General features: G+C 71.0%; 18 protein-coding genes. 11 read left to right on the top strand and 7 right to left on the bottom strand.

Annotation, left to right across the window (positions count from 1 at the left end):
* Positions 1-339: 339 nt before the first annotated feature.
* The 4 genes from NOO62_RS02270 to NOO62_RS02255 form a co-directional block, all read right to left on the bottom strand.
* Positions 340-1,197, bottom strand: coding sequence for an endo alpha-1,4 polygalactosaminidase (locus NOO62_RS02270; RefSeq protein ID WP_268769189.1), 858 nt, complete (start codon positions 1,195-1,197; stop codon positions 340-342).
* Between the two features lie 19 nt (positions 1,198-1,216).
* Positions 1,217-2,098: an SGNH/GDSL hydrolase family protein gene (locus NOO62_RS02265; RefSeq protein ID WP_268769188.1), complete on the bottom strand. Its 882-nt coding sequence runs from the start codon at positions 2,096-2,098 to the stop codon at positions 1,217-1,219.
* A gap of 229 nt (positions 2,099-2,327) precedes the next feature.
* Entirely contained in the window at positions 2,328-2,819 is a 492-nt protein-coding gene (locus tag NOO62_RS02260) for a hemerythrin domain-containing protein (RefSeq protein ID WP_268769187.1), read from the bottom strand.
* 42 nt (positions 2,820-2,861) lie between these two features.
* Positions 2,862-3,203, bottom strand: coding sequence for a hypothetical protein (locus NOO62_RS02255; RefSeq protein ID WP_268769186.1), 342 nt, complete (start codon positions 3,201-3,203; stop codon positions 2,862-2,864).
* Between the two features lie 225 nt (positions 3,204-3,428).
* On the opposite strand from NOO62_RS02255, the gene NOO62_RS02250 reads away from it, so the two are divergent.
* Positions 3,429-3,557: an LPFR motif small protein gene (locus NOO62_RS02250; RefSeq protein ID WP_263398772.1), complete on the top strand. Its 129-nt coding sequence runs from the start codon at positions 3,429-3,431 to the stop codon at positions 3,555-3,557.
* 115 nt (positions 3,558-3,672) lie between these two features.
* Here the strand turns inward: NOO62_RS02250 and NOO62_RS02245 are convergent, their stop codons facing one another.
* From NOO62_RS02245 to NOO62_RS02235, 3 genes are all read right to left on the bottom strand, one after another.
* Positions 3,673-3,828, bottom strand: coding sequence for a DUF6131 family protein (locus NOO62_RS02245; RefSeq protein ID WP_165284346.1), 156 nt, complete (start codon positions 3,826-3,828; stop codon positions 3,673-3,675).
* 40 nt (positions 3,829-3,868) lie between these two features.
* Positions 3,869-4,216 (bottom strand): PRC-barrel domain-containing protein, encoded by a 348-nt coding sequence (locus NOO62_RS02240; protein ID WP_042820572.1) that lies wholly within the window; start codon positions 4,214-4,216, stop codon positions 3,869-3,871.
* A 242-nt stretch (positions 4,217-4,458) separates the two neighbouring features.
* A complete protein-coding gene (locus tag NOO62_RS02235) occupies positions 4,459-4,974 on the bottom strand; it encodes a lytic polysaccharide monooxygenase auxiliary activity family 9 protein (protein WP_268769185.1) in 516 nt (171 codons plus the stop codon).
* 374 nt (positions 4,975-5,348) lie between these two features.
* On the opposite strand from NOO62_RS02235, the gene NOO62_RS02230 reads away from it, so the two are divergent.
* From NOO62_RS02230 to NOO62_RS02185, 10 genes are all read left to right on the top strand, one after another.
* Positions 5,349-6,635 carry an ABC transporter substrate-binding protein gene (locus tag NOO62_RS02230; RefSeq protein WP_268769184.1) on the top strand — a complete coding sequence of 429 codons (1,287 nt, stop codon included), beginning with the start codon at positions 5,349-5,351 and terminating at the stop codon, positions 6,633-6,635.
* On the top strand, positions 6,632-7,606 hold the full coding sequence (locus tag NOO62_RS02225) for a carbohydrate ABC transporter permease (RefSeq protein WP_268769183.1): 975 nt from the start codon (positions 6,632-6,634) through the stop codon (positions 7,604-7,606). Before NOO62_RS02230 ends, NOO62_RS02225 begins: the two co-directional genes overlap by 4 nt.
* A 9-nt stretch (positions 7,607-7,615) precedes the next feature.
* Positions 7,616-8,428, top strand: coding sequence for a carbohydrate ABC transporter permease (locus tag NOO62_RS02220; protein WP_268769182.1), 813 nt, complete (start codon positions 7,616-7,618; stop codon positions 8,426-8,428).
* A 34-nt stretch (positions 8,429-8,462) separates the two neighbouring features.
* Entirely contained in the window at positions 8,463-11,639 is a 3,177-nt protein-coding gene (locus NOO62_RS02215; protein ID WP_268769181.1) for a glycoside hydrolase family 38 C-terminal domain-containing protein, read from the top strand.
* Positions 11,640-11,727: 88 nt separating this feature from the next.
* Positions 11,728-13,479 carry a class I mannose-6-phosphate isomerase gene (locus NOO62_RS02210; RefSeq protein ID WP_268769180.1) on the top strand — a complete coding sequence of 584 codons (1,752 nt, stop codon included), beginning with the start codon at positions 11,728-11,730 and terminating at the stop codon, positions 13,477-13,479.
* Positions 13,476-14,348 carry an ROK family protein gene (locus tag NOO62_RS02205; protein ID WP_268769179.1) on the top strand — a complete coding sequence of 291 codons (873 nt, stop codon included), beginning with the start codon at positions 13,476-13,478 and terminating at the stop codon, positions 14,346-14,348. The genes NOO62_RS02210 and NOO62_RS02205 overlap by 4 nt, the downstream gene beginning before the upstream one ends.
* A gap of 74 nt (positions 14,349-14,422) precedes the next feature.
* The gene (locus NOO62_RS02200; RefSeq protein WP_414930755.1) at positions 14,423-15,508 is read left to right on the top strand and encodes a LacI family DNA-binding transcriptional regulator; all 1,086 of its coding nucleotides are present in this window, start codon (positions 14,423-14,425) and stop codon (positions 15,506-15,508) included.
* 150 nt (positions 15,509-15,658) lie between these two features.
* Positions 15,659-16,030 carry a hypothetical protein gene (locus tag NOO62_RS02195; RefSeq protein WP_268769178.1) on the top strand — a complete coding sequence of 124 codons (372 nt, stop codon included), beginning with the start codon at positions 15,659-15,661 and terminating at the stop codon, positions 16,028-16,030.
* A gap of 153 nt (positions 16,031-16,183) precedes the next feature.
* Positions 16,184-18,541 (top strand): protein translocase subunit SecD, encoded by a 2,358-nt coding sequence (gene secD, locus NOO62_RS02190; protein WP_268769177.1) that lies wholly within the window; start codon positions 16,184-16,186, stop codon positions 18,539-18,541.
* A gap of 68 nt (positions 18,542-18,609) precedes the next feature.
* The gene (locus NOO62_RS02185) at positions 18,610-19,296 is read left to right on the top strand and encodes a PepSY domain-containing protein (protein ID WP_268769176.1); all 687 of its coding nucleotides are present in this window, start codon (positions 18,610-18,612) and stop codon (positions 19,294-19,296) included.
* Positions 19,297-19,303 lie beyond the last annotated feature (7 nt).

The raw sequence follows: 19,303 nt of genomic DNA, 5'->3' as shown, positions 1-19,303 counted from the left end.
GTGCGGCTCAGCACCAGTGCCAGGACCGGCAGCACGGTGTACAGGCCCAGGGAGACGAGCAGGTGGTGCGCGGACAACACGAGCGTGAGCCGCACAGGAGGACGGGCTTCGGACAAGGGCGGGCCGGAGGAGGTGCCTTCGGTCACTACGGTGGTCTCCCATGCGGGAAGCGCCCATCGCGGACCGAGCGGGCCGGCCGGTGGGCGGCGCGAAGTGGTCGGCATCGGGCGGGCAGGGTCGGGCGCACCGCTGGTACGCGGTGTCCACGAGCAACGCCTCCGTCACTTCGCCGGGATGACCACCCGGCACTCGGGCCATTCTCACCGCCGGCCCGGCTCCTCAGCAATGCCGGTACACGTATCCGTCCTCGCCCGCCGGGCGGACGTCACGGTCGCGCAGGGTGACGGACAGCTTCTTGCCCCAGGTGCGGCAGGCGGCGTCGAAGTCCTTCGTCACGTACTCGATGTCGAAGACCTTCCCGTCGTACGCGGACGTGAAGTCGGGGCACTCCTTGTAGTGGGCGCACTCCTCGGTCACCGCGAAGTCGAAGCCGATCCGCTCGCGCCGGTCCAGCAGGTCGGTGGTGTTCTTCTGCGCGATGGCCAGGCCCTGGTCGTGTGCGCGGCGGGCGAGGAGCTCGGCGAAGGCCGCCGCGTCATCGGTGGTGAGCAGGCCGTCGGAGCGTTCGTAGGAGTCGAGGTTGTCGGGCTCCACCGCGTCGAAGCCCGCCTCCGCGCAGCCGTCGATCCACTCCCCGACGATCTCGGCGAGCGCCTCGCGCTTCTTGGGGGTGGAGATGTCGAGGAGCGGCTCCTGCCAGTCCTCGTCGACGACCGTCCGACCCTTCTTGTCGCGGAGGACGAGATCGCCGTGCTCGCGCTCCCACCAGCGCGCCGCCTTCTTGCCGGGCTGGGCCTGGAAGGCGTTGACGTAGCAGATGTTGTAGAGGTCAGGGGCCGGGTCGGCGGTGCGGTCGCGTGAGACGGCGCGGACCTTCGACGGCGGCTTGTACGGGCCGCCCAGCTGGTAGTCGAAGGTCGCGTTCACGGGCGGCTGCCGCACGTCGTCCTTGCCGGATCCGGCGGATGTGCCGGATCCGGCGGTCGAGCATCCGACGAGCAGCGCGAGCAGCAGCGTGCCGCCCGTCCCGGCTCGTAGGATGCGATTCTTGCTGGTACGCCACTTTGTCCCGTTCACCCGACCATGATCGCAGAGGTCAGGACAGCTTCAGGGCCGCCGCCGTCTGCTTCGCCATGCCGGCCTCGCCGAGGGCGTTGGGGTGCACGGGAACGAAGTTCGTGCCGAAGAGCACCGGCTCGATCCACCGCTGCCCCGCCGGCCGGCACGCGTCGTGCGCCTCGGACACGGCGGCCATGTCGACGTACGCCGTGCCGGTCTCCGCCGCGGCCCGCTGCGCGGCGCCGTTCAAGTGCGCCTGGAGATCGCGCAGGTAGGGCACGTCGCCGTCGGCCAGGGGCATCTTGGCGAAGCAGCCCGGTACGGCCTTCGCGGGGGTGATCCACGGGTAGCCGAGGATCGCGACCTTCGCCTTCGGTGACTTCGCCCTGATCTGGTTCAGCGAGTTCTTGATCGCCGGGTAGGTCGTCGCGTCGATCTGGTCCTTGAACTTGTCGCCGTGGAGGTCCTTGCAGGGGCTGCCCTTGCCGCCCGAGAGGATGCCCGCGCTGCCGCAGGCGAGGATCGCGTTGATGAAGGTGCTGTTGTCGTTGCCGCCGATGGTGAGCGTCACCAGCTCCGTGTCGCTCTTCAGCGCGTCGAACTGCGGGGCGACGCCCGGGTACTGGGACGTGGTGAAGTGCTTGGTCTGCGCGCCGCCGCAGGTCACGTCGGTGAGGTGGGCGCCGAGGGAGGCGGCGAGCAGGTGCGGGTAGTTCAGCGAGGTGCGGGCGCACAGGAGCGGGGCCTTGGGGTCGAGGGGCAGCACGCCCGACCCGGCGCTGTAGCTGTCGCCGAGGGCGACGTAGCGCAGCGGGTCACTGGTGGCGGGTGCGGCGGCGGCCGGTCCGGCGCCGAGGCCGAGGGCGGCGATTCCCGTGACGGCGGCGAGGGCCGCCACTGTGCGCTGCGGTCTGGGCATACGCATGAGGGTGATCCTCCGGGGGAGAGGGCGTGGGGGTGGGTGGAGCTCGTGCAACGTAGTGCACGATCTTGCAACCCACTACGCGTGCGCGTGCGCATCCCCGCCCGGAGTCTTGGCACTTCGGTGACAACCACACGAACGGCCCGATGCCCATGGCGGGCACAGCGGGGTGTCGCTGTGCGCGCCATGGGCATCGGGCCGGTGCCGGATGCCGCGAAGGGCGGAGTCAGTTCTTCAGGACGCGGCGGATGTTGTCGGCGTTTCCGCAGTCCGCCGCAAGCTGCTTCTTCCGCTCCGCGAGGAAGGCGGCGCCGAGCTCCTCGCGCCGTTCCATGGCGACGTTCTCGCGGGCGCCGTTGAGGATGGTGCGCTCTTCTTCGTCCGCGTGGTGGTTGACCGCCTCGACGAGCTTCTCCAGCTTCTCGTCCCACTCGTCCGAGCCGACGTCCTCGACCTCCAGGAGGGCGAGCAGCGCCTTGTTGCCCTCCTCGTGCTCCTCCTCGCCGTGCTCGACCTCTTCGTCGTCGATGTTCTTGAACCGGCGGAGCGCCGGGTAGACCTCCGCCTCCTCGGCCAGGGCGTGGGCGATGAGCAGGTCGGCGAACTCGCTCAGCGCGGCTGCCCGGTCGGCCTCCACGCTGCGCATCTTGCGGAAGAGGTCCTCCATCGTCCGGTGGTCCTGGAGGATCAGTTCGACGACGTCCTTCGTTGGGGCCATCGGGGTCTGCCTTTCTTCTTCGAAATCCGCGGTTACCGGGTGTTACGGGAGCCGTGTACCCCGCACGAGCCGTTCGATGAGCCGTTCCACCTCGTCGGCGCTGAGGTGGAGGAGCAGCGCGTCCTCGGGTGCACCGGGGGCGGCGGGGGCGATGACGAGCCGTACGTGCTCGCCGGGCGGATCCGGGGGCGGGGCGGTGAAGGACGGTGGGAGTGAGGTCCGCCAGGAGATCAACGCGTCGCGCAGGCGGCCGTGTGCCGAGGAGGTGTCGCGCGCGGCCCAGCGCGTGGTGACTGCGTCGAGGCCGTCACCGTGCGGGGCGGAATCGTCGAGGCCGTCACCATGCGGAGTGGAGTCGTCCGTGCGCGCCGTGCTGTTGCCCATGGGGGTCATCCTGGCCACCCCCTGGACCGTCCGCCTCCGGTCGGATGCAGAGGGAGTAGTGGGGGTGCGGGGCACACGGCCCGTGTGGAGTCGCACCGGGCTCTGCGTAGTCACACGGGTGTTTGTTTTTCCCGGACCTCGCGGGGCAACCGAGGGGAGCAAGGCTGTGCGGAGACCGCACAGCGTAAGACAGCTATTGAGCCAGCGCTCTTTGGAGGCCCGATCATGCTGAAGGCCATTGCAGACGTTCTCCGAGCCATTGGCGGAGCCATCGCCACGGTGGTCACTCTGCCGTTCCGTGCGGTCGCACGACTCTTCGGCGGTGCTTCGGACACGGCCCACGGTCACCACTGAACGTAAGCTGCAAAAAAACTGCTTCATAAAAAAGCATGGGAAGGGGGCCCGGGCTACCAGCCCGGGCCCCCTTCCCATGTTCCTTTTCCCGCTGCTGCGTATCTACCGCGCCCGGTTACCAGTAGTGCTTTCGGCCGCCGACCGAGTGTCCGACAGCACCGAGGACCCAAAGAACCGCACCGATGACAAGAAGTGCGACGCCGATGGTCCAAAGGATGGAAACACCGGTCAGCAGACCGATGACGAGCAGAATGAGACCGAGTGCGATCATGGATCCTCCAACCCTCGGAACGATTAAAGTGTACGCCTGATCAGTGACCGGAGCCGTAATAGCCGCCGAGCTGATCGCGGTAGGCCGGGTCGCCGAGGTGCTTTTCCTTGTCGAACTCGGGAGCGTTCTTGATCTGCTCCTTCGTGAGCGAGACCAGGATTCGCCGCTCCTCGTTGTCGATGGCCGTCACGGTGCTGGCGGGGAGGAGGACCTCCTTGCCGAAGATCCATACACCGGTGTCGACGACGATGTACTGGTTGGCGACCTCGTCGGAGTGCTTGTCGACCTTGCCGATATGGCCGTCCGCCGCCTCGACCTTGTAACCGGTCAGGTCGCTGTCGGGACCGTGCCCGGCGGTCGGAACGTAGCTCCACATTTCGTTGTTCATTCAGGACTCCTTGATCGACACCTGAAGCGCAGGATGATTAATATCGGAGGGAGTCACAATGATCAACCGCTCCTGAACTCCGGGTGTCCTGCGGAAGCGCCGTCAAACCTTCGGGGCGAAATAAAAAAGCCCGCCCCCGTCCGGACCGATCGAGGTCCGGGCAAGGGCGGGTGAGCGTTCTTTGCCGCCCACATCGGCTGTGGGCCAGCCTTTGATCTTCGCGTCAGCCTTTGACGTTCGCGTCAGCCTTTGATGTTCACATCGATACAGGCGTAGAACGCGTTCGAGGTGTCCGCGACGTTCCACACGGCGAGAACCTTCTGCTTGCCGGTGAGTCCACCGAAGTCGACCTTGTGCGTGACGGTCTCGCCGGGTTTGGCGCCGCCGTCGTCGACCTCGGCGATCTTGTTGCCGCCGACGAAGTACTGCCAGGTGCTGGTGCTGTGACGGGCCGTCAGCTTCCAGCTGAACTCCTGGGACGAGCCGACGTCGGTGGTCCGCCAGCCCTTGCTGTCGTCGTCGAGCTCGGCGAACCGCTCGTTGCCTCCGCTGCACGTCGTCTGCCCCTTGGGGCCCTCGACGCTCTGCGGCTCATGGGTGATCTCGCCGCACGCCACCGTGCCGGCCGCGCACTGCGCCTGCCGGCTCGGGGGCGCGTTGACGTAGCCGTGCGCTCCGGCCGGGGAGACCGTGGTCAGGACGAGTACGGGCGCGAACGCCGCACCGAGGACCGCGGCCACTTTCCGCTTCGCATGCATCTCTGCTCCCTCTGGGGGTGGGGGGGATGAGGGGGAAGAGGCAACCGGGCGCCTCGGTCGACTCATTGGCCTAGACCTTACTGATTGTCGGGACTCCGTCAACCCTTCAACTGATGTTCTTGGGTCGGGTGTTGTGTGTGGGGCCACTCGCGGGCCAGCTGGGCGACGGCCCGCGCGGCGGCGGTCCTGCAGCCGCGTCCCGGTCCTCGCGCTCCACCCGAACGCCGTTGATCCCAAAGCGAGTTGGGGTTTCGGATGGCTCCCGCCCCATTGACATCCGACGCGACCCCGGTGAAGCTCCAAGACGCCCGTGTTAACGCTAACAGCGTGTCGACGCCGACATCGGGCAGCACGCACACCTGTGGGAGTCATCCATGTCAGGTAGTCGTCCCCCGTCGATGGACCGCCGCACCCTGCTCGTGGCCGCCGCGGCCGGCGCGCTCGCCACCGCCTGCGCCACCGCTGAGGGGCTGCCCTCGGGCGAGGTCGCCGTACTCGGCGACAGCACCGCGTGGGAGAAGCCCATGACCGCCGCGGGGGCGGCCATGAAGTCCGTCGCGTCGCTGCGCCTGGTGCCCGAGGTCAACCCGTCCCTGGAGTCGTTCGAGCAGATCGTGCGGTCCTCGCTGCGCACCAACAAGACGCCGGACATGCTCAAGTACTGGTCCGGCTACCGGCTCCAGGACCTCGCCCGCACCGGCGGCATCGAGGACCTGACGGGCCAGTGGGACAAGGCCGTCGCCAGGGGGTGGGTGGATCCCTCGCTGCGGGAGGCGTTCACCTACCGGCGGCGGGTGTACGGCCTTCCGATGAACCTCGCCTACTGGGTCATCTTCTACAACCCGCAGGTCTTCCACGAGCACGACATCGAGGCCCCGGAGACCTGGGACGGTTTCCTCGGCGCGTGCGGGCGCCTGAAGAAGGCGGGCATCACGCCGTTGCACGGCACCGCGGCCGACCGCTGGCCCTCCTTCATCTGGTTCCAGGAGATCCTCAGCCGCCAGGACCCGCGGTACTACCAGGACCTGATGAACGGCCGCGCGCGCTACACCGATCCGCGAGCCGAACGCGCGCTGCGCACCATCGCCTCCTTCTTCGACAAGGACTGGTTCACGCCCATGGACCTCAGCCACACCGACGCCGCCGCCGCCCTGGTGCGCGGCACGGTGGGCATGGTCGCCTGCGGCACCTGGCTCGGCTCGACGCTGGCGGGGGCGGGCGGGAAACCGGCCAAGAACGTGGGTGCGTTCGTGCTGCCGATGGCCGACCCGAAGGCCCGCCCCAGCGTCGTCTTCGAGTCCAGCGCGCTCGTCGCCACCGTCAAGGGCGCCGACCACGAAGAGGCCGTCGAAGCCGCCGGTTCATGGCTGCACCCCGCGGTCATGCGGGCCTTCTCCTGCGCTCTCCAGGACGGCTGCCCCAACCCGAAGGTCGCGCCCGCCAACCCCGTCATCGGCGGCCTCGCCGAGAAGGTGCGCGGCGACAGACTGTGGCTGCTCAACCGCTTCTGGGAACAGGGCCCGCCCGAACTCGTCGAGGCGACCGTCGACGACCTCGCCGGTTTCCTCCTGAACCCGTCCTCGTACCGCAAGACGCTGCGCACCATGCAGGACCGTGCCGACGACGCCTGGCAGGTGTGGCGGGAGGCGGAGGAGACATGACAGGAACCGCGACGCCGGCACACGGCGCGACGAAGCCGGTGCGCGTGCGCCGCCGGGTGCCCACCCGTACCCCGCACCAGGCCGCGAAGGCCGGCGGCGGCAGGCTCGGCGGCCCCCTCGCCGCCCTGCCCTGGGCGCTGCCCGCATTCGCTCTCGTCGGTGTCCTGCTCGTCTACCCGTTCTTCCGCAGCGTCTACGGCAGCTTCTTCGAGGACAACGGCTTCACCAGCAGCTACACCGGACTCGACAACTACGCCCGGCTCGCCGACGACCCGATCTTCGGCCGGTCGGTCCTCAACACTCTGATGTGGGTGGCAGGCACACTGCTCCTGCCCGTCCTCGCCGGACTCCTCATCGCCGTCGCCACCCACCGGATGCGGTTCGGCGGCATCGCGCAGCTGATCATCGTGCTGCCGTTCGCGATCTCGGGGGCGGCCACCGCCGTGCTGTGGAACTTCATGCTGACGTCCGACGGCGCGGTCAACCAGGTGCTGCGCGGCGTGGGCCTGGACGGCTGGACACAGACATGGCTCCTGGAGTGGCCGCAGAACACCCTCGCGATGATCGTCGCGAGCACCTGGCAGGCCACCGGTCTGAACGTCGTCCTCTTCGCGATCGGCCTGCGCGCCATCCCGCGCGAGACCGTCGAGGCCGCCGAACTGGACGGCGCGAGCGGCCGGCACATGTTCCGGCACATCACCCTGCCCCAACTGCGCGCCGTGACCGTCGTGGTGGTCGGCATGGCCATCGTGAACAGCCTCAAGGCGTTCGACATGATCTGGATCCTCACCAAGGGCGGCCCGTCCCGCTCCTCGGAGACCCTCGCGCTCAGCATGTACCGCGAGACGTTCCGGCTGTTCCACGTGGGCTACGGCTCGGCGATCGCACTCGTCCTCTCCGTGATCGTCGTCGCCTCGTCCTGGATGTATCTGCGCCGCCGGATGCCTGACACCGGCACGGCGAAGAGCTGAGGAGGCGCCATGGGACGCGCGGTGCGCAATGTGTTCGTCGCCGGATGCGTGGTGCTCTGGCTGATCCCGCTCCACCTGCTGGTCGTCAACGCCCTGACCCCGGCCGCCGAGTACGCGGGCAAGCCCGAGTGGACCGTCCAGGGCTTCGATCTATGGCAGAACGTGCAGACCGCCTGGGACGTGGCGGGCATCGGCGACAGCTTCCAGGCCTCGCTGCTCTACGCCGTCGTGTGCGGCCTGGTCGCGGTCCTCGTGGCGGCCATGGCGGCGTTCGCCGTCGTCGTCCTGCCCATCCCGCGGCCCGCTTTCTGGTTCTGGCTGATCTACTCCGGCACGCTGTTCCCGCTCCAGATGTTCCTCGCGCCGCTCTTCGGCCTGTACGCGGACGCCAACCTGTACGACACCAGGATCGGCCTGATGCTCGTGTACGCGGCATGGGCCGTGCCCTTCGCCTTCTTCCTCATCCGCAACCAGATGACGACCATGTCGCCCGAGCTCACCGAGGCGGCGCTGCTCGACGGAGCGTCGTTCGGGCGGATCTTCTGGCGCATCCACGTACCGCTGATGAAGGCGGGGCTCGGCGCGGCCTTCATCTTCCAGTTCACCGCCGTCTGGAACGACCTCCTCCTCGGCATCACCCTCAGCCGCAGCCCCGACGTACAGCCCGTCATGGCCACCCTGACGACCCTCAACAACGCCTACGCGTCGACGGGACCGCCCGTCATCCTGGCCGGCGCCCTCATCGTGTCCGTGCCGACCCTGCTCCTCTTCCTGGTGTTCCGCGGCCTGTTCCTGCGCGGCATCACCGCATCCGCCCGCTGACCCGCACACGCCCCCTTCCCCGGGAGAGATCCGCATGACGACACGGGCTCTGGTCCGCACCACCGACTGGGACAACGACCGGATCCGCGACAGCCTGCGCGCCGACGTCGTGAGCGCCGAGGGAACGCTCACGGACGGCACCGCCCTGCGGCTCACCGAGGAACCCCTCCTGCGGTACGCCGACGACGGCACACTGCTCCAGTCCTTGCGGGTCGAGACCGTCAACGAGACAGTCGAGGCAGCCGAGTTGAGCGTACGTACCGAGTCCGGCGCGGTCCTGCGCTGCGAGCGCGTCGCAGGACCCGGCCGCTCCGTACGGCTGCTGCTGCCCGCCGTCGACGCACCGGCCCGCGTCACCGTCTGCCTTCCCGACGCACGGGACGGCATCGACGTACGCCTGACCCCGCAGCGCCGCTGGACCCTCCACCTCGTCCACCACTCCCACCTCGACATCGGCTACACCGATCCGCAGGGGCGCGTCCTCGCCGAGCACCTGTCGTTCTTCGACTCCTGCCTGGAACTCACCCGCGCCACCGACGACTGGCCCGCCGAGTCGCAGTTCCGGTGGTGCGTGGAGTCGTTGTGGTCGTTCCAGCAGTGGGCGGAGGCGCGCCCGGCCGAGCAGGTCGACGAGTTCGTACGACGCGTCCGCGAGGGACGCATCGAGCTGACCGCGCTGCCGTTCAACCTGCACACCGAGACCTGCTCCACGGACGAGCTGCACGAACTCCTGCGCCTGGCCCGCACCGTCCGCGACGCACACGGCGTCGAGTTCACCTCCGCCATGCAGACCGACGTGCCCGGCGCGGTCGTCGGACTCGTGGACGCCCTCGCCGCCGCCGGTGTCACGTACCTGTCCGTGGCGCACAACTGGGCCGGACGCTCCGTCCCCCACCTGGTCGGCGGCGAGAAGCTGCCCCGCCTCTTCCGCTGGCGCGCCCCGAGCGGCAACAGCGTCCTGGTGTGGGTCACCGACACCCCGCACGGCCTCGCCTACATGGAAGGCCCGCTCCTCGGCTTCGACACGGACTACCAGGACGTCGACGACCTGCTCCCCGCCTACCTGACCTCCCTCGCCACCAACCCCTACCCCTACCGCGGCGGCATCTTCGGCTGGGCCATGGACCACACCGAGGTCAAACGCGAGCCCTACCCGTGGGACATCCTCCACCTGCGCGTCCAGGGCAAGTTCGGCGACAACGCGCCGCCCCGCCGCATCATCGCCGACACCGTCCGCCGCTGGAACGACACCTGGGCCTACCCGCGGCTGCGGCTCTCCCGCAACGAGGACTTCTTCACCGACGCCGAGGCCAGGCTCGGTGGCGAGATCCGCACCTTCGAAGGCGACTGGACCGACTGGTGGGTCGACGGGGTCGGGTCGGGGGCACGCCCGCTGTCCCTGGCCAGGACCGCCCAGTCCGTGGTCGCCGACGCCCAGACCATCGGCACGTTCGCCGCCCTCCTCGGCGCCACGGGGGCCGAGGACGACAGCAGGGACGCCGCCGGGGTCTACGAAGCGGTGTCGCTCTTCGACGAGCACACCTGGGGCGCCGGCGACCCATGGACCCACGGCGACGAGGGCGGCCACTCCGGGGAGCACCAGTGGCACTGGAAGTACGGGCAGGCGATGCGCGCCCACGACGACGGCAACGCGCTCCTCGCCCGCGCCGGCGCCCGCCTCGGACAGCGGCTCGCCGCGGCACCGGACGCGGCGGCGACGTACCACGTCGTCAACACCTGCTCCTGGCCGCGCACCGACGTCGTCCGCGTCTTCCTGCCCGAGAGCACCGTGCCGCTGTACCAGCGGGTCACCCTTCGCGACGCCCGCGACGGACGCCGGCTCCCGCACGAGGAGCAGCCGCAGACCAACGACGACCACCGCGACGCCGGACGGTTCCTCCTCGTCCGCGTCGACGACGTGCCGCCCGCCGGGTCGGTGCGCCTCGACATCCTCACGGCGCCCGCCGAGCCGCACGAGGAACGGCGGGGCACGACGGTGAAGTCCGCCACCGGCTGGAACCCGACCGGCGGCACCGAACGGGACGACCCCGCGGACACCGCGGCCGAAGCCCTCGCGCACCCCGAACCGACCCTCCTGGCGAACGAGTACTTCACGGTCCGCGTCGACCTCGCGCACGCCTGCGTCGCCTCCATCACCGACAAGAGGACCGGCCGCGAACTCGTCCGCCAGGACGCCATCACCGGCTTCAACGGCTACCTCCACGACAGCTACACCACCGCGGGCGCCTTCAACCACAACTCCAGCCGCACCACGGCATCCGACCGCCTCGAACACCTCGGGGCCCGCGCCGTCCCCCCACCCGCCGCACTCATCGCACGCCGCTCCACACCCACCGCCGAGTCGCTCACCTACGAGACCCGCCCGGCGGGCGCCAACCGACTGCGCACCACGCTCACCCTCCCGCACGGCGTGCCCCGCATCGACATCGAGAACCGCCTCGACAAGGACGCCCGACCGGGCAAGGAGAGCGCCTACTTCGCCTTCCCCTTCGCCTTCGACAACCCGGTCGTCCGCATGGAGGCGTCGGGCGGCGTCACGGGCAGCGGCCTGCCGGTCGTGCCCGGCTCCGCGCTGCACATGCGGGCGGTCCGCCGCTGGGTGACGCTCGGCGACGACGAGCTGACGGTGGCCTGGTCGACGCAGGACGCGCCGCTCGTCCAGTTCGGCAACATCGCCCTGCCCTACGCACCGTTCCCGAAGACGATGGGACACGACGAACCCGCCACCGTCTTCTCCTGGATCCACAACAACCTGTGGGACACCAACTTCCCCGGCGAGCAGGGCTTCGAATTCACCTACCGCTACAGCCTGGCCAGCGGTTCCGGTGCGGGCGGCCTCGGGCCACGGACGGCCGCCGCCTGGAGCCGCCCGATGCGCGCCGTCCGAGCCCGGGGGAGCTCGGACGGCGCGCGGGACCTCCCCGACGCACACTCCTTCGTCGACCTCGACGACGCGCGCGTCCGGCTCGTCGGTGCCACCACACCGCGCCCCGGCCACGTCCTGCTGCGCCTCCAGTCGTTCGCGGAGCAGCCACTGACCTGCCGTATCCGCACCCGCTTCACGGTCACGGCCGCGCACCGGGCGGACTACCTCGGCACCGCGTCCGACCCACTGCCCCGCACGGACGGCGAGACGATCCTCGATGTCCCGGCGCTCGGCACCACGGCCGTGCTGTTCGTACGTCCCTGACCCCTAGGAACCCGGGAAACCCGGAAACCCGGAAACCGCCCCGAGGTTGCCCGCAATCCGCATGTCTTGTCCGCACGAAGGAGAATGTGTGTACCGGCTCGACCCGCGCTACGCCCCCGCACCCGGGACCGTCCTCGCCACCGGCTGGCAGGCCGTCGCCGCGCGCCTGCCCACGGGCCCGGTCACCGTCGCCGTGGACGGCCCGCCGACCGTCGCCTGGGACGACCTCGCCGCCCGGCTCACCCGGGAGCTGACCGCGCGCGGCACCGCCGTGCGGACCCTCGACCTGCGCGCCCACCACGCCCCGCCCGCCGAGGTGCGCCGCCGCACCGACTCCGCGGCGGACCCCCATGGCGCCGATCTCACCGACGACCCCTACTACGCCAAGCTCGCCGAGAACCCCCTGCGCGACCTCTTCGACGACCTTCCGCGGCCGCGCCCGCCTACGGGGCGTGAGGTGCTGCTCGTCCACGGCCCCGGCGCCTCGCTCCTGCCGCACGACCTGCTCTGGTACGCCGACCTGCCCAAGCGGCACGCCGAGGCGGCCGTGAACGCCGGTTCCGGCCGCAACCTCGGACTTCCGGACGACAGGGGCAGCCTGCGGAGGCTCTTCTACATCGACTGGCCCATGCTCGACCGCCACCGGGACGCCCTCGCCCCCCGCCTGGACGCGTGGCTCGACGTACAGGACGCCGAGCGCCCCACGTACATCGACGGCACCGGACTGCGCGCCACCCTCTCAGACCTCGCCCGCCGCCCCGTACGGACCCGCCCCTACTTCAACTCGACCCCCTGGGGCGGACATTGGGCCCAGGACCGCCTCGGATTCGACCCCGCCACGCGCAACACCGCGCTCGGCTACGAACTCATCGCCCCCGAGGCAGGCGTCCTCATCGGCACACACCCCGGCCAACAGGCGGAACTCCCCTTCCAGTTGCTGTGCGTCCTGCACCCCGAGGCGATGCTGGGGTCAGAAGTGGCCGCCCGCTACGGCACCTCCTTCCCCATCCGCTTCGACTACCTCGACACCCTGGGCGGCGGCAACCTCTCCGTGCACTGCCACCCCAAGGCGCGGTACATGAAGGAGCGGTTCGGCTGGTCCTACACCCAGCACGAGACGTACTACATGGCCTGCGGCAGCCCGGACACCCGCGTCTTCCTCGGCCTGCGCGAGGACGTCGACCTGGACCTCTTCCGCAAGGAGATCGAGGAGGCCGCGCACGACGGGGTGCCGATGGACCCCGAGGACCACGTCATGACGTTCCCCGCCGAACAGGGCCGCCTCTTCATGATCCCGGCGGGCACGCCGCACGCCTCCGGCGCGGGAAACGTCGTCCTGGAGATCAGCGCCACCCCGTACCTCTACTCCCTGCGCTTCTACGACTGGCTGCGCCCCGACGCCGACGGCCGCCCCCGCCAACTCCCCTACGGGCACGGTCTCGCCAACCTGGAGACCGGACGCCGCGGCGACGCCGTCGCACAGGAGCTGGTCCAGGAACCGCGCACGCTGCGTGAGGGTCCTGGCCGGCGCGAGGAGCTCCTCGGCTCGCTGGACGAGATGTTCTACGAGGTGCGGCGCCACGCCCTCGACGTGGGCGCCGAGACCGACGACGACACGGCGGGCCGCTTCCACGTCCTCAACGTGGTGGAGGGCGAAGGCGTCGCGCTGCACACGGCGGCGGGGGAGCGGCACCTGCTGTACCGCTCGGAGACGCTGACGGTGCCCGCGGCCGTCGGCCCCTACCGGCTCGCCGCCGTCGGCGAATCACCGGTCAAGGTCGTCAAGGCGCTGGTCCGCGCGGAGCGGCCCGGCCGGACCGGCTCGCGAGGGGATGCATGAGACCCGTCCTCGAACTGGGCGGCACCCACGTCACCGCGGCCCTGGCCGACCCCGGCACGGCGACCGTGCTGCGCAGGGTGCGCGAGCCGGTCCGCGCCCGGGGCTCCGCCGAACACGTCCTGGGCGTGCTCGTCCGCTGCGCCGGGGAGCTGGACGCGCCCGCCGGGGAGGTGTGGGGCGTGGCGGTCCCCGGCCCCTTCGACCACGACAAGGGCATCGCCCGCTTCGCCGGCGTCGGCAAGTTCGACGACCTGTACGGCATCGACGTACGCGCGGTCCTCCTCGACGCGGTGTGGCCGCGCCCCGCACACGCGGTCTTCCTCAACGACGCGCACGCCTTCCTCCTCGGCGAGTGGCGGTCGGGTGCGGCGCGCGGCCACGAACGGTGCGCGGGCATCACCCTCGGCACGGGCGTGGGTTCCGCCTTCCTGGTGGCGGGCCGCGCCCGGCACGAAGGCCCCAGCATACCGCCGCAGGGCCGCATCGACCTCGTGGAGGCGGCAGGCAGGCCGCTGGAGGACACCGTGTCGCGGCGCGCGATTCTGGCGCACTACGGCGGAGCGGAGGCACCCCTCGACCCGGACCTGGACGTGAGCGACGTCGCGGAGCGAGCGCGGGCGGGAGAGCGCCGTGCGCGCCGCGTGCTCGACGAGGCCTTCACCACCCTCGGCGCGGTACTCGCCCCGCACCTGCGCGACTTCGGGGCCACCGTCCTCGTCGTCGGCGGCGCCATGGCCACCTCGTGGGACCTCCTGCGCCCCGCACTCCGCGCGGGCCTTGGCGACACACCCGTCACGCTGCGCCCCGCGGGCCTCGGCGAGGACGCGGCACTCGTCGGAGCCGCGGCACACGCGGCGGCGGTGTCCTGAGAGCCTGTCCTTGCCCGGCTCCGCCCCACCGCGCCGAGGCATCCCGCCGAACGGAACGGAAGGACATCCGCACCATGCCCGGACCGCACGAACCGCAGAGCGGCCGACCGTCGCACGATCCCCACAGGGGTCGGCCGTCGCGCGACGCGAAGAGCGGTCAGCCCACCCTGCGGGACGTCGCCGAGCGCGCCGGGGTCAGTGCGATGACGGCGTCCCGGGTGCTGCGCGACGACCCGCAGGTCCTGCCCGCCACCCGCGAACGCGTACGCGCCGCGGCCGCCGCCCTCGGCTACCGGCCCAACGAGGTCGCCCGCAGTCTCCGGCTCGGCCGCGGCACTGGGCTCGTCGGCCTCATCGTCACCAACCTCGCCAATCCCTTCTACTCACGCCTCGCCCTCGGCGTCGACTCCGTGGTCGGCGAGCACCACCTCAAGACGGTCATCGGCAACACCGGTCAAGACCTCGACGCGGAGCGGGAACTCGTCGCCGACCTGGTGGCCCGCCGCGTCGACGGCATCATCGCCGTACCCGCGGGCGCCGACCAGCGCCACCTCGCCACCGCCGTGGCCGACGGGGTGCCCGTCGTCCTCGCCAGCCGCCCGCCCGAGGGCTTCGCGGCGGACTGCGTCCTGGTCGACGACTTCGGCGGCGCCCGTGCCGCGACGACCCGCCTCCTGGAGCGCGGCCACCGCCGCATCGGCTTCCTCGGCTCGCCGCCCGCCGTCCACACCGGCACCGAACGGCTCCGCGGCTACGCGGCGGCGCTTGCCTCGGCAGGGCTCACCGTCGACGCACGCCTCGTACGCCAGGGCCAGACCGAACCGCGGCAGGCCACCCGCGCCGCCGCCGGACTCCTCGCGCTGCCCGAACCCCCGACCGCACTGTTCTGCTCCAACAACCGCAACACGATAGGAGCGTTCCGGGCGTTGCGGAACGCGGCTGCGGGGGGAGCCGACGGGACTCACGTCGCCCTCGCCGGGTTCGACGACTTCGAACTCGCCGACGCCCTCGGCCTGCCGCTGACACTCGTCGCGTACGACAGCGACGAACTCGGGCGCGTGGCGGGCCGGCTCCTCGCCGACCGGCTGCACGGCCGGGCCGCTGCCGGGGAGCCGCGCCACATCGTGGTGCCCACCAGCCTGGTGGAGTACGGCATGTGAGGAGCCGTAGGGGGAGGAGTACGGGAAGGAGCACGGGGAGCGGAACGAAACGCGTCGGCCCGTACGTTGAGCAGGCCGGGGCCACGCCGTGCGCACCCGGGAAAGCCGACGGGAAAGCCGACGGGAAGAGCCGAGGGGACGGGGGCACGCGTGTCGCAGCAGAGCCGTTCCGCGCGCATCGCCGCATCCGCGGTGTCGCTCGTCGTCACCGTCCTCGCCCTGTTCGTCCCCTCCGCCGCGGCGGAGGGGACACCGGCGGACGGACCACTCGCCCGGCACACCGCCGTGGCGCACGCGGAGAAGCAGACCGCACCTCACGACGTCCCGGCGCTCCACGTCACCGTCACGCACCGGCTCGACGCCCACATACCCGGGCCGCAGCCGGTAGGACCACCGCGCACCGCGGTCGACACGGCGCCGCACCGCGCCCTCGGCGGACCCGACGCCCGCCCCGAGACCGTAACGGCCCCTCCGCGGCGGACCGGCACGGCGGCCGCCCCGCGCGGGCCGCCCCAGCGATGAGTACCACGCAGACCTTCCCCGACGCCTGACCCGGCACGCACGCACGCGCGCGCACGAACACACGCACACGCCGCGTTCGCGACGCCCCGGTCACGTGTCCTTCCGTCCTTCCCTCATCGTGGCCCCCAGCATGGCCCTCATCGTGGAGAACCCATGTCCCGCGCGCCCCTGTGGCGGGCGATCGTCGCGCTCGCGGCCGTCGCACTGTCCCTCTACATCGCCCTCACCCAGTCCGCCCGCCTCGGCCTCGACCTGCGCGGCGGCACACAGATCGTCCTGGAGACCAAGGACTCACCCACCACCACGGCGGACGCCGCGTCCACCGACCGCGCCCTGGAAGTCCTGAGGCAGCGGGTCGACGCACTCGGCGTCTCCGAACCAGGCATCGCACGCTCCGGCGAGAAGCGCATCATCGTCGAACTCCCCGGCGTCCAGGACCCGCGCAAGGCCGCCGAGGTCATCGGCCGGACCGCCCAGCTGACCGTCCACCCCGTCACGGGCGAGTCCTCCGAGAAGGGCACTGCGAAGCCGACCGCCGACGGCTCACGGACCCTGCCCGACCCCGACCGGAAGGGCAGCTACCTGAAGCTCGGCCCCACCGCCCTCACCGGCCAGGGCGTCAAGGACGCACAGGCCACGCTCGACCAGCAGTCCCTCGCCGGGTGGCTCGTCACCCTCGACTTCCGCAAGGAGGCGGGCGACACCTGGGCGAAGATCACCGGCGACGCGGCCTGCGCACCGCAGAACGCCCCCGAGCGGCGCGTCGCCATCACCCTCGACGACAAGATCATCTCGGCGCCCGGCGTCAACCAGGGCGTGCCGTGCAAGACCGGCATCACCGGCGGCACCACCCAGATCACCGGCGACTTCAGCCAGTCCGAGGCCCGCGACCTCGCGGCACTCGTCAAGGGCGGCGCGCTGCCGGTACCCGTCGACGTCGTCGAGCAGCGCACCGTCGGCGCGACGCTCGGCGCCGACGCCATCGAGGCGAGCGCCACGGCCGCCGTCATCGGCGTAGCCCTGACCGCCCTGTTCATCACCGTCGTCTACCGGCTCATGGGCGCGCTCGCCGCCCTCGCCCTCGCGCTGTACGGCCTCATCTCGTACGCCGCCCTCGTCGCACTCGGCGCGACGCTCACCCTGCCGGGGCTCGCCGGGTTCGTCCTGGCCATCGGCATGGCCGTCGACGCCAACGTGCTCGTCTTCGAACGCGCACGGGAGGAGTACCTCGGTGTCCGCTCGGCCGACCTGGCCAAACCCGTCCGCACGGGCTTCGCCAAGGCGTGGAGCGCGGTCGTCGACTCGAACGTGACGACGCTGCTCGCCGCGGCCCTGCTGTTCTTCTTCGCCACCGGACCCGTCAAGGGCTTCGGCGTCACCCTGTCCATCGGCGTCCTCGCGTCGATGGTCACCGCGCTCGTCATCACCCGCGTCCTCGCCGACTTCGCCGTGAGCCGCGATTTCGTGCGCGAACGGCCCGCCCTGACGGGCATCGCCTCCACGGGCCGCGTCCGTACCTGGCTGGCCCGCCGCAAGCCGAACCTGGTCCGCCACCGGCGCCGCTGGCTCGGCGCCAGCGCCCTCCTGGTCGTCGTGGCGGTCGCGGGCATCGCGCTGCGCGGCCTGGAGTTCGGCGTCGAGTTCACCGGCGGCCGCCTCGTCGAGTACAGCACCAGCAGGCCCGTCGACGCCGACACCGCCCGCGGCGCCGTGTCCGAAGCGGGCTTCCCGCGCGCGGTGGTGCAGGAGTCGGGCGACGGGGACATCTCCGTACGCACGGAACGGCTGACCGACGCCGAACAGCAGCGCGTCAAGGAGGCCCTGGAGGAGCCCGGTGGCACGGTGACCGTCGAACGTGACGAGATGATCGGGCCGAGCCTCGGCGACGAACTGCGCCAGAAGGCGCTGATCGCCCTCGGCATCGCCGTCGCTGCCCAGCTGATCTATCTGAGCGTGCGGTTCCGCTGGACCCTCGCGGTGGCGGCCGTCTCGGCGATGGTCCACGACGTGCTGCTCGTGGTGGGCCTGTTCGCCTGGCTCGGCAAGCCCGTCGACAGCGTCTTCCTCGCCGCCCTGCTCACCGTGATCGGCTACTCGGTCAACGACACGGTGGTCGTCTTCGACCGCGTGCGCGAGGTGCGCCGCCGGGATCCGCGCGGCGACCTGGAGGCCACCGCCAACCAGGCCGTCGTGCAGACGCTGCCGCGGACCGTGAACACGGGCATGGGCGCGCTGTTCATCCTCACGGCCCTCGCGGTGCTGGGCGGAGACTCGCTCGCGGACTTCTCGCTCGCGCTGATCGCCGGGGTCCTGGTCGGCATGGCCTCGACCGTCTTCACGGCCGTCCCGATCGCGATCGCGCTCGAACGCCGCAATCCGGCACCGCCGCCCTCGCGGCCGGGTCGGAAGGGCGGCACGGGTGGCTCGGGCGGATCGGGCGACGAGTCCGACGCGTACAGCCCTCTGGAGGCGCGCAGGAGGAGGGAGCGGGGGACCGGGGCGGTCGTCTGAGGCGGCCGTACGCGACCGGACGGCAGTCTCCACAGGTGGCGAACGGATACGTCGCTTAATGTACCCATATGGTCACAAACAGGAATGCATCTGCCGTCCGGCGCGTACGCCCCACACTCACCAGGAGCACGGGCCTGATCTGTGTCGCCGCCGCGGCCGGAGCGCTGCTCACCGGCTGCGGCAACGACGACGGCGACACCGCGAAGACCGACTCCTCCACGGCCGGACGGGTGGCGTCGCCCACCTCGTCCTCCGACGGGGGCAGCCTCACGGACGACCAGCGGGAGCGGAAGGAGCTCGTCCCCAAGGCCAAGGTCGGCTACGACAAGGCACTCGACGCGGCGGTGGCGACGGTCGACAAGTCGAAGCCGGTCTCCATCGAACTCAAGGGCACGCCGGACAAGCCGGTCTGGAAGGCGGAGGTGGCGACCGCGGACGGCGCCTCCCACGACGTCGACGTCGACGCGGTCACCGGCAAGGCCGGGCAGGCGCGGGCCGACGACCAGGACCAGGACGACAAGCGCGAGCTCGCGGACTGGCTGAAGAAGGCGACGGTCACCCCGCAGCAGGCGGCGCAGACCGCCACGGACAAGAAGAAGGGCACCGTCACCTCGGTGGAGCTGGACGACTCCGACAAGGGCGACATGGTGCTGTGGTCCGTCGACGTCGTCACGACCGACGACTGGAACAAGACGACGTACGACGTCGACGCGACCAACCGCAAGATCGTCCGGGAGCACGTCGACCGGGACTGAGCTCCGG

Source organism: Streptomyces sp. Je 1-369, from assembly GCF_026810505.1.
Lineage (GTDB): Bacteria > Actinomycetota > Actinomycetes > Streptomycetales > Streptomycetaceae > Streptomyces.
This window is presented reverse-complemented; position numbering and strand designations above follow the sequence as displayed.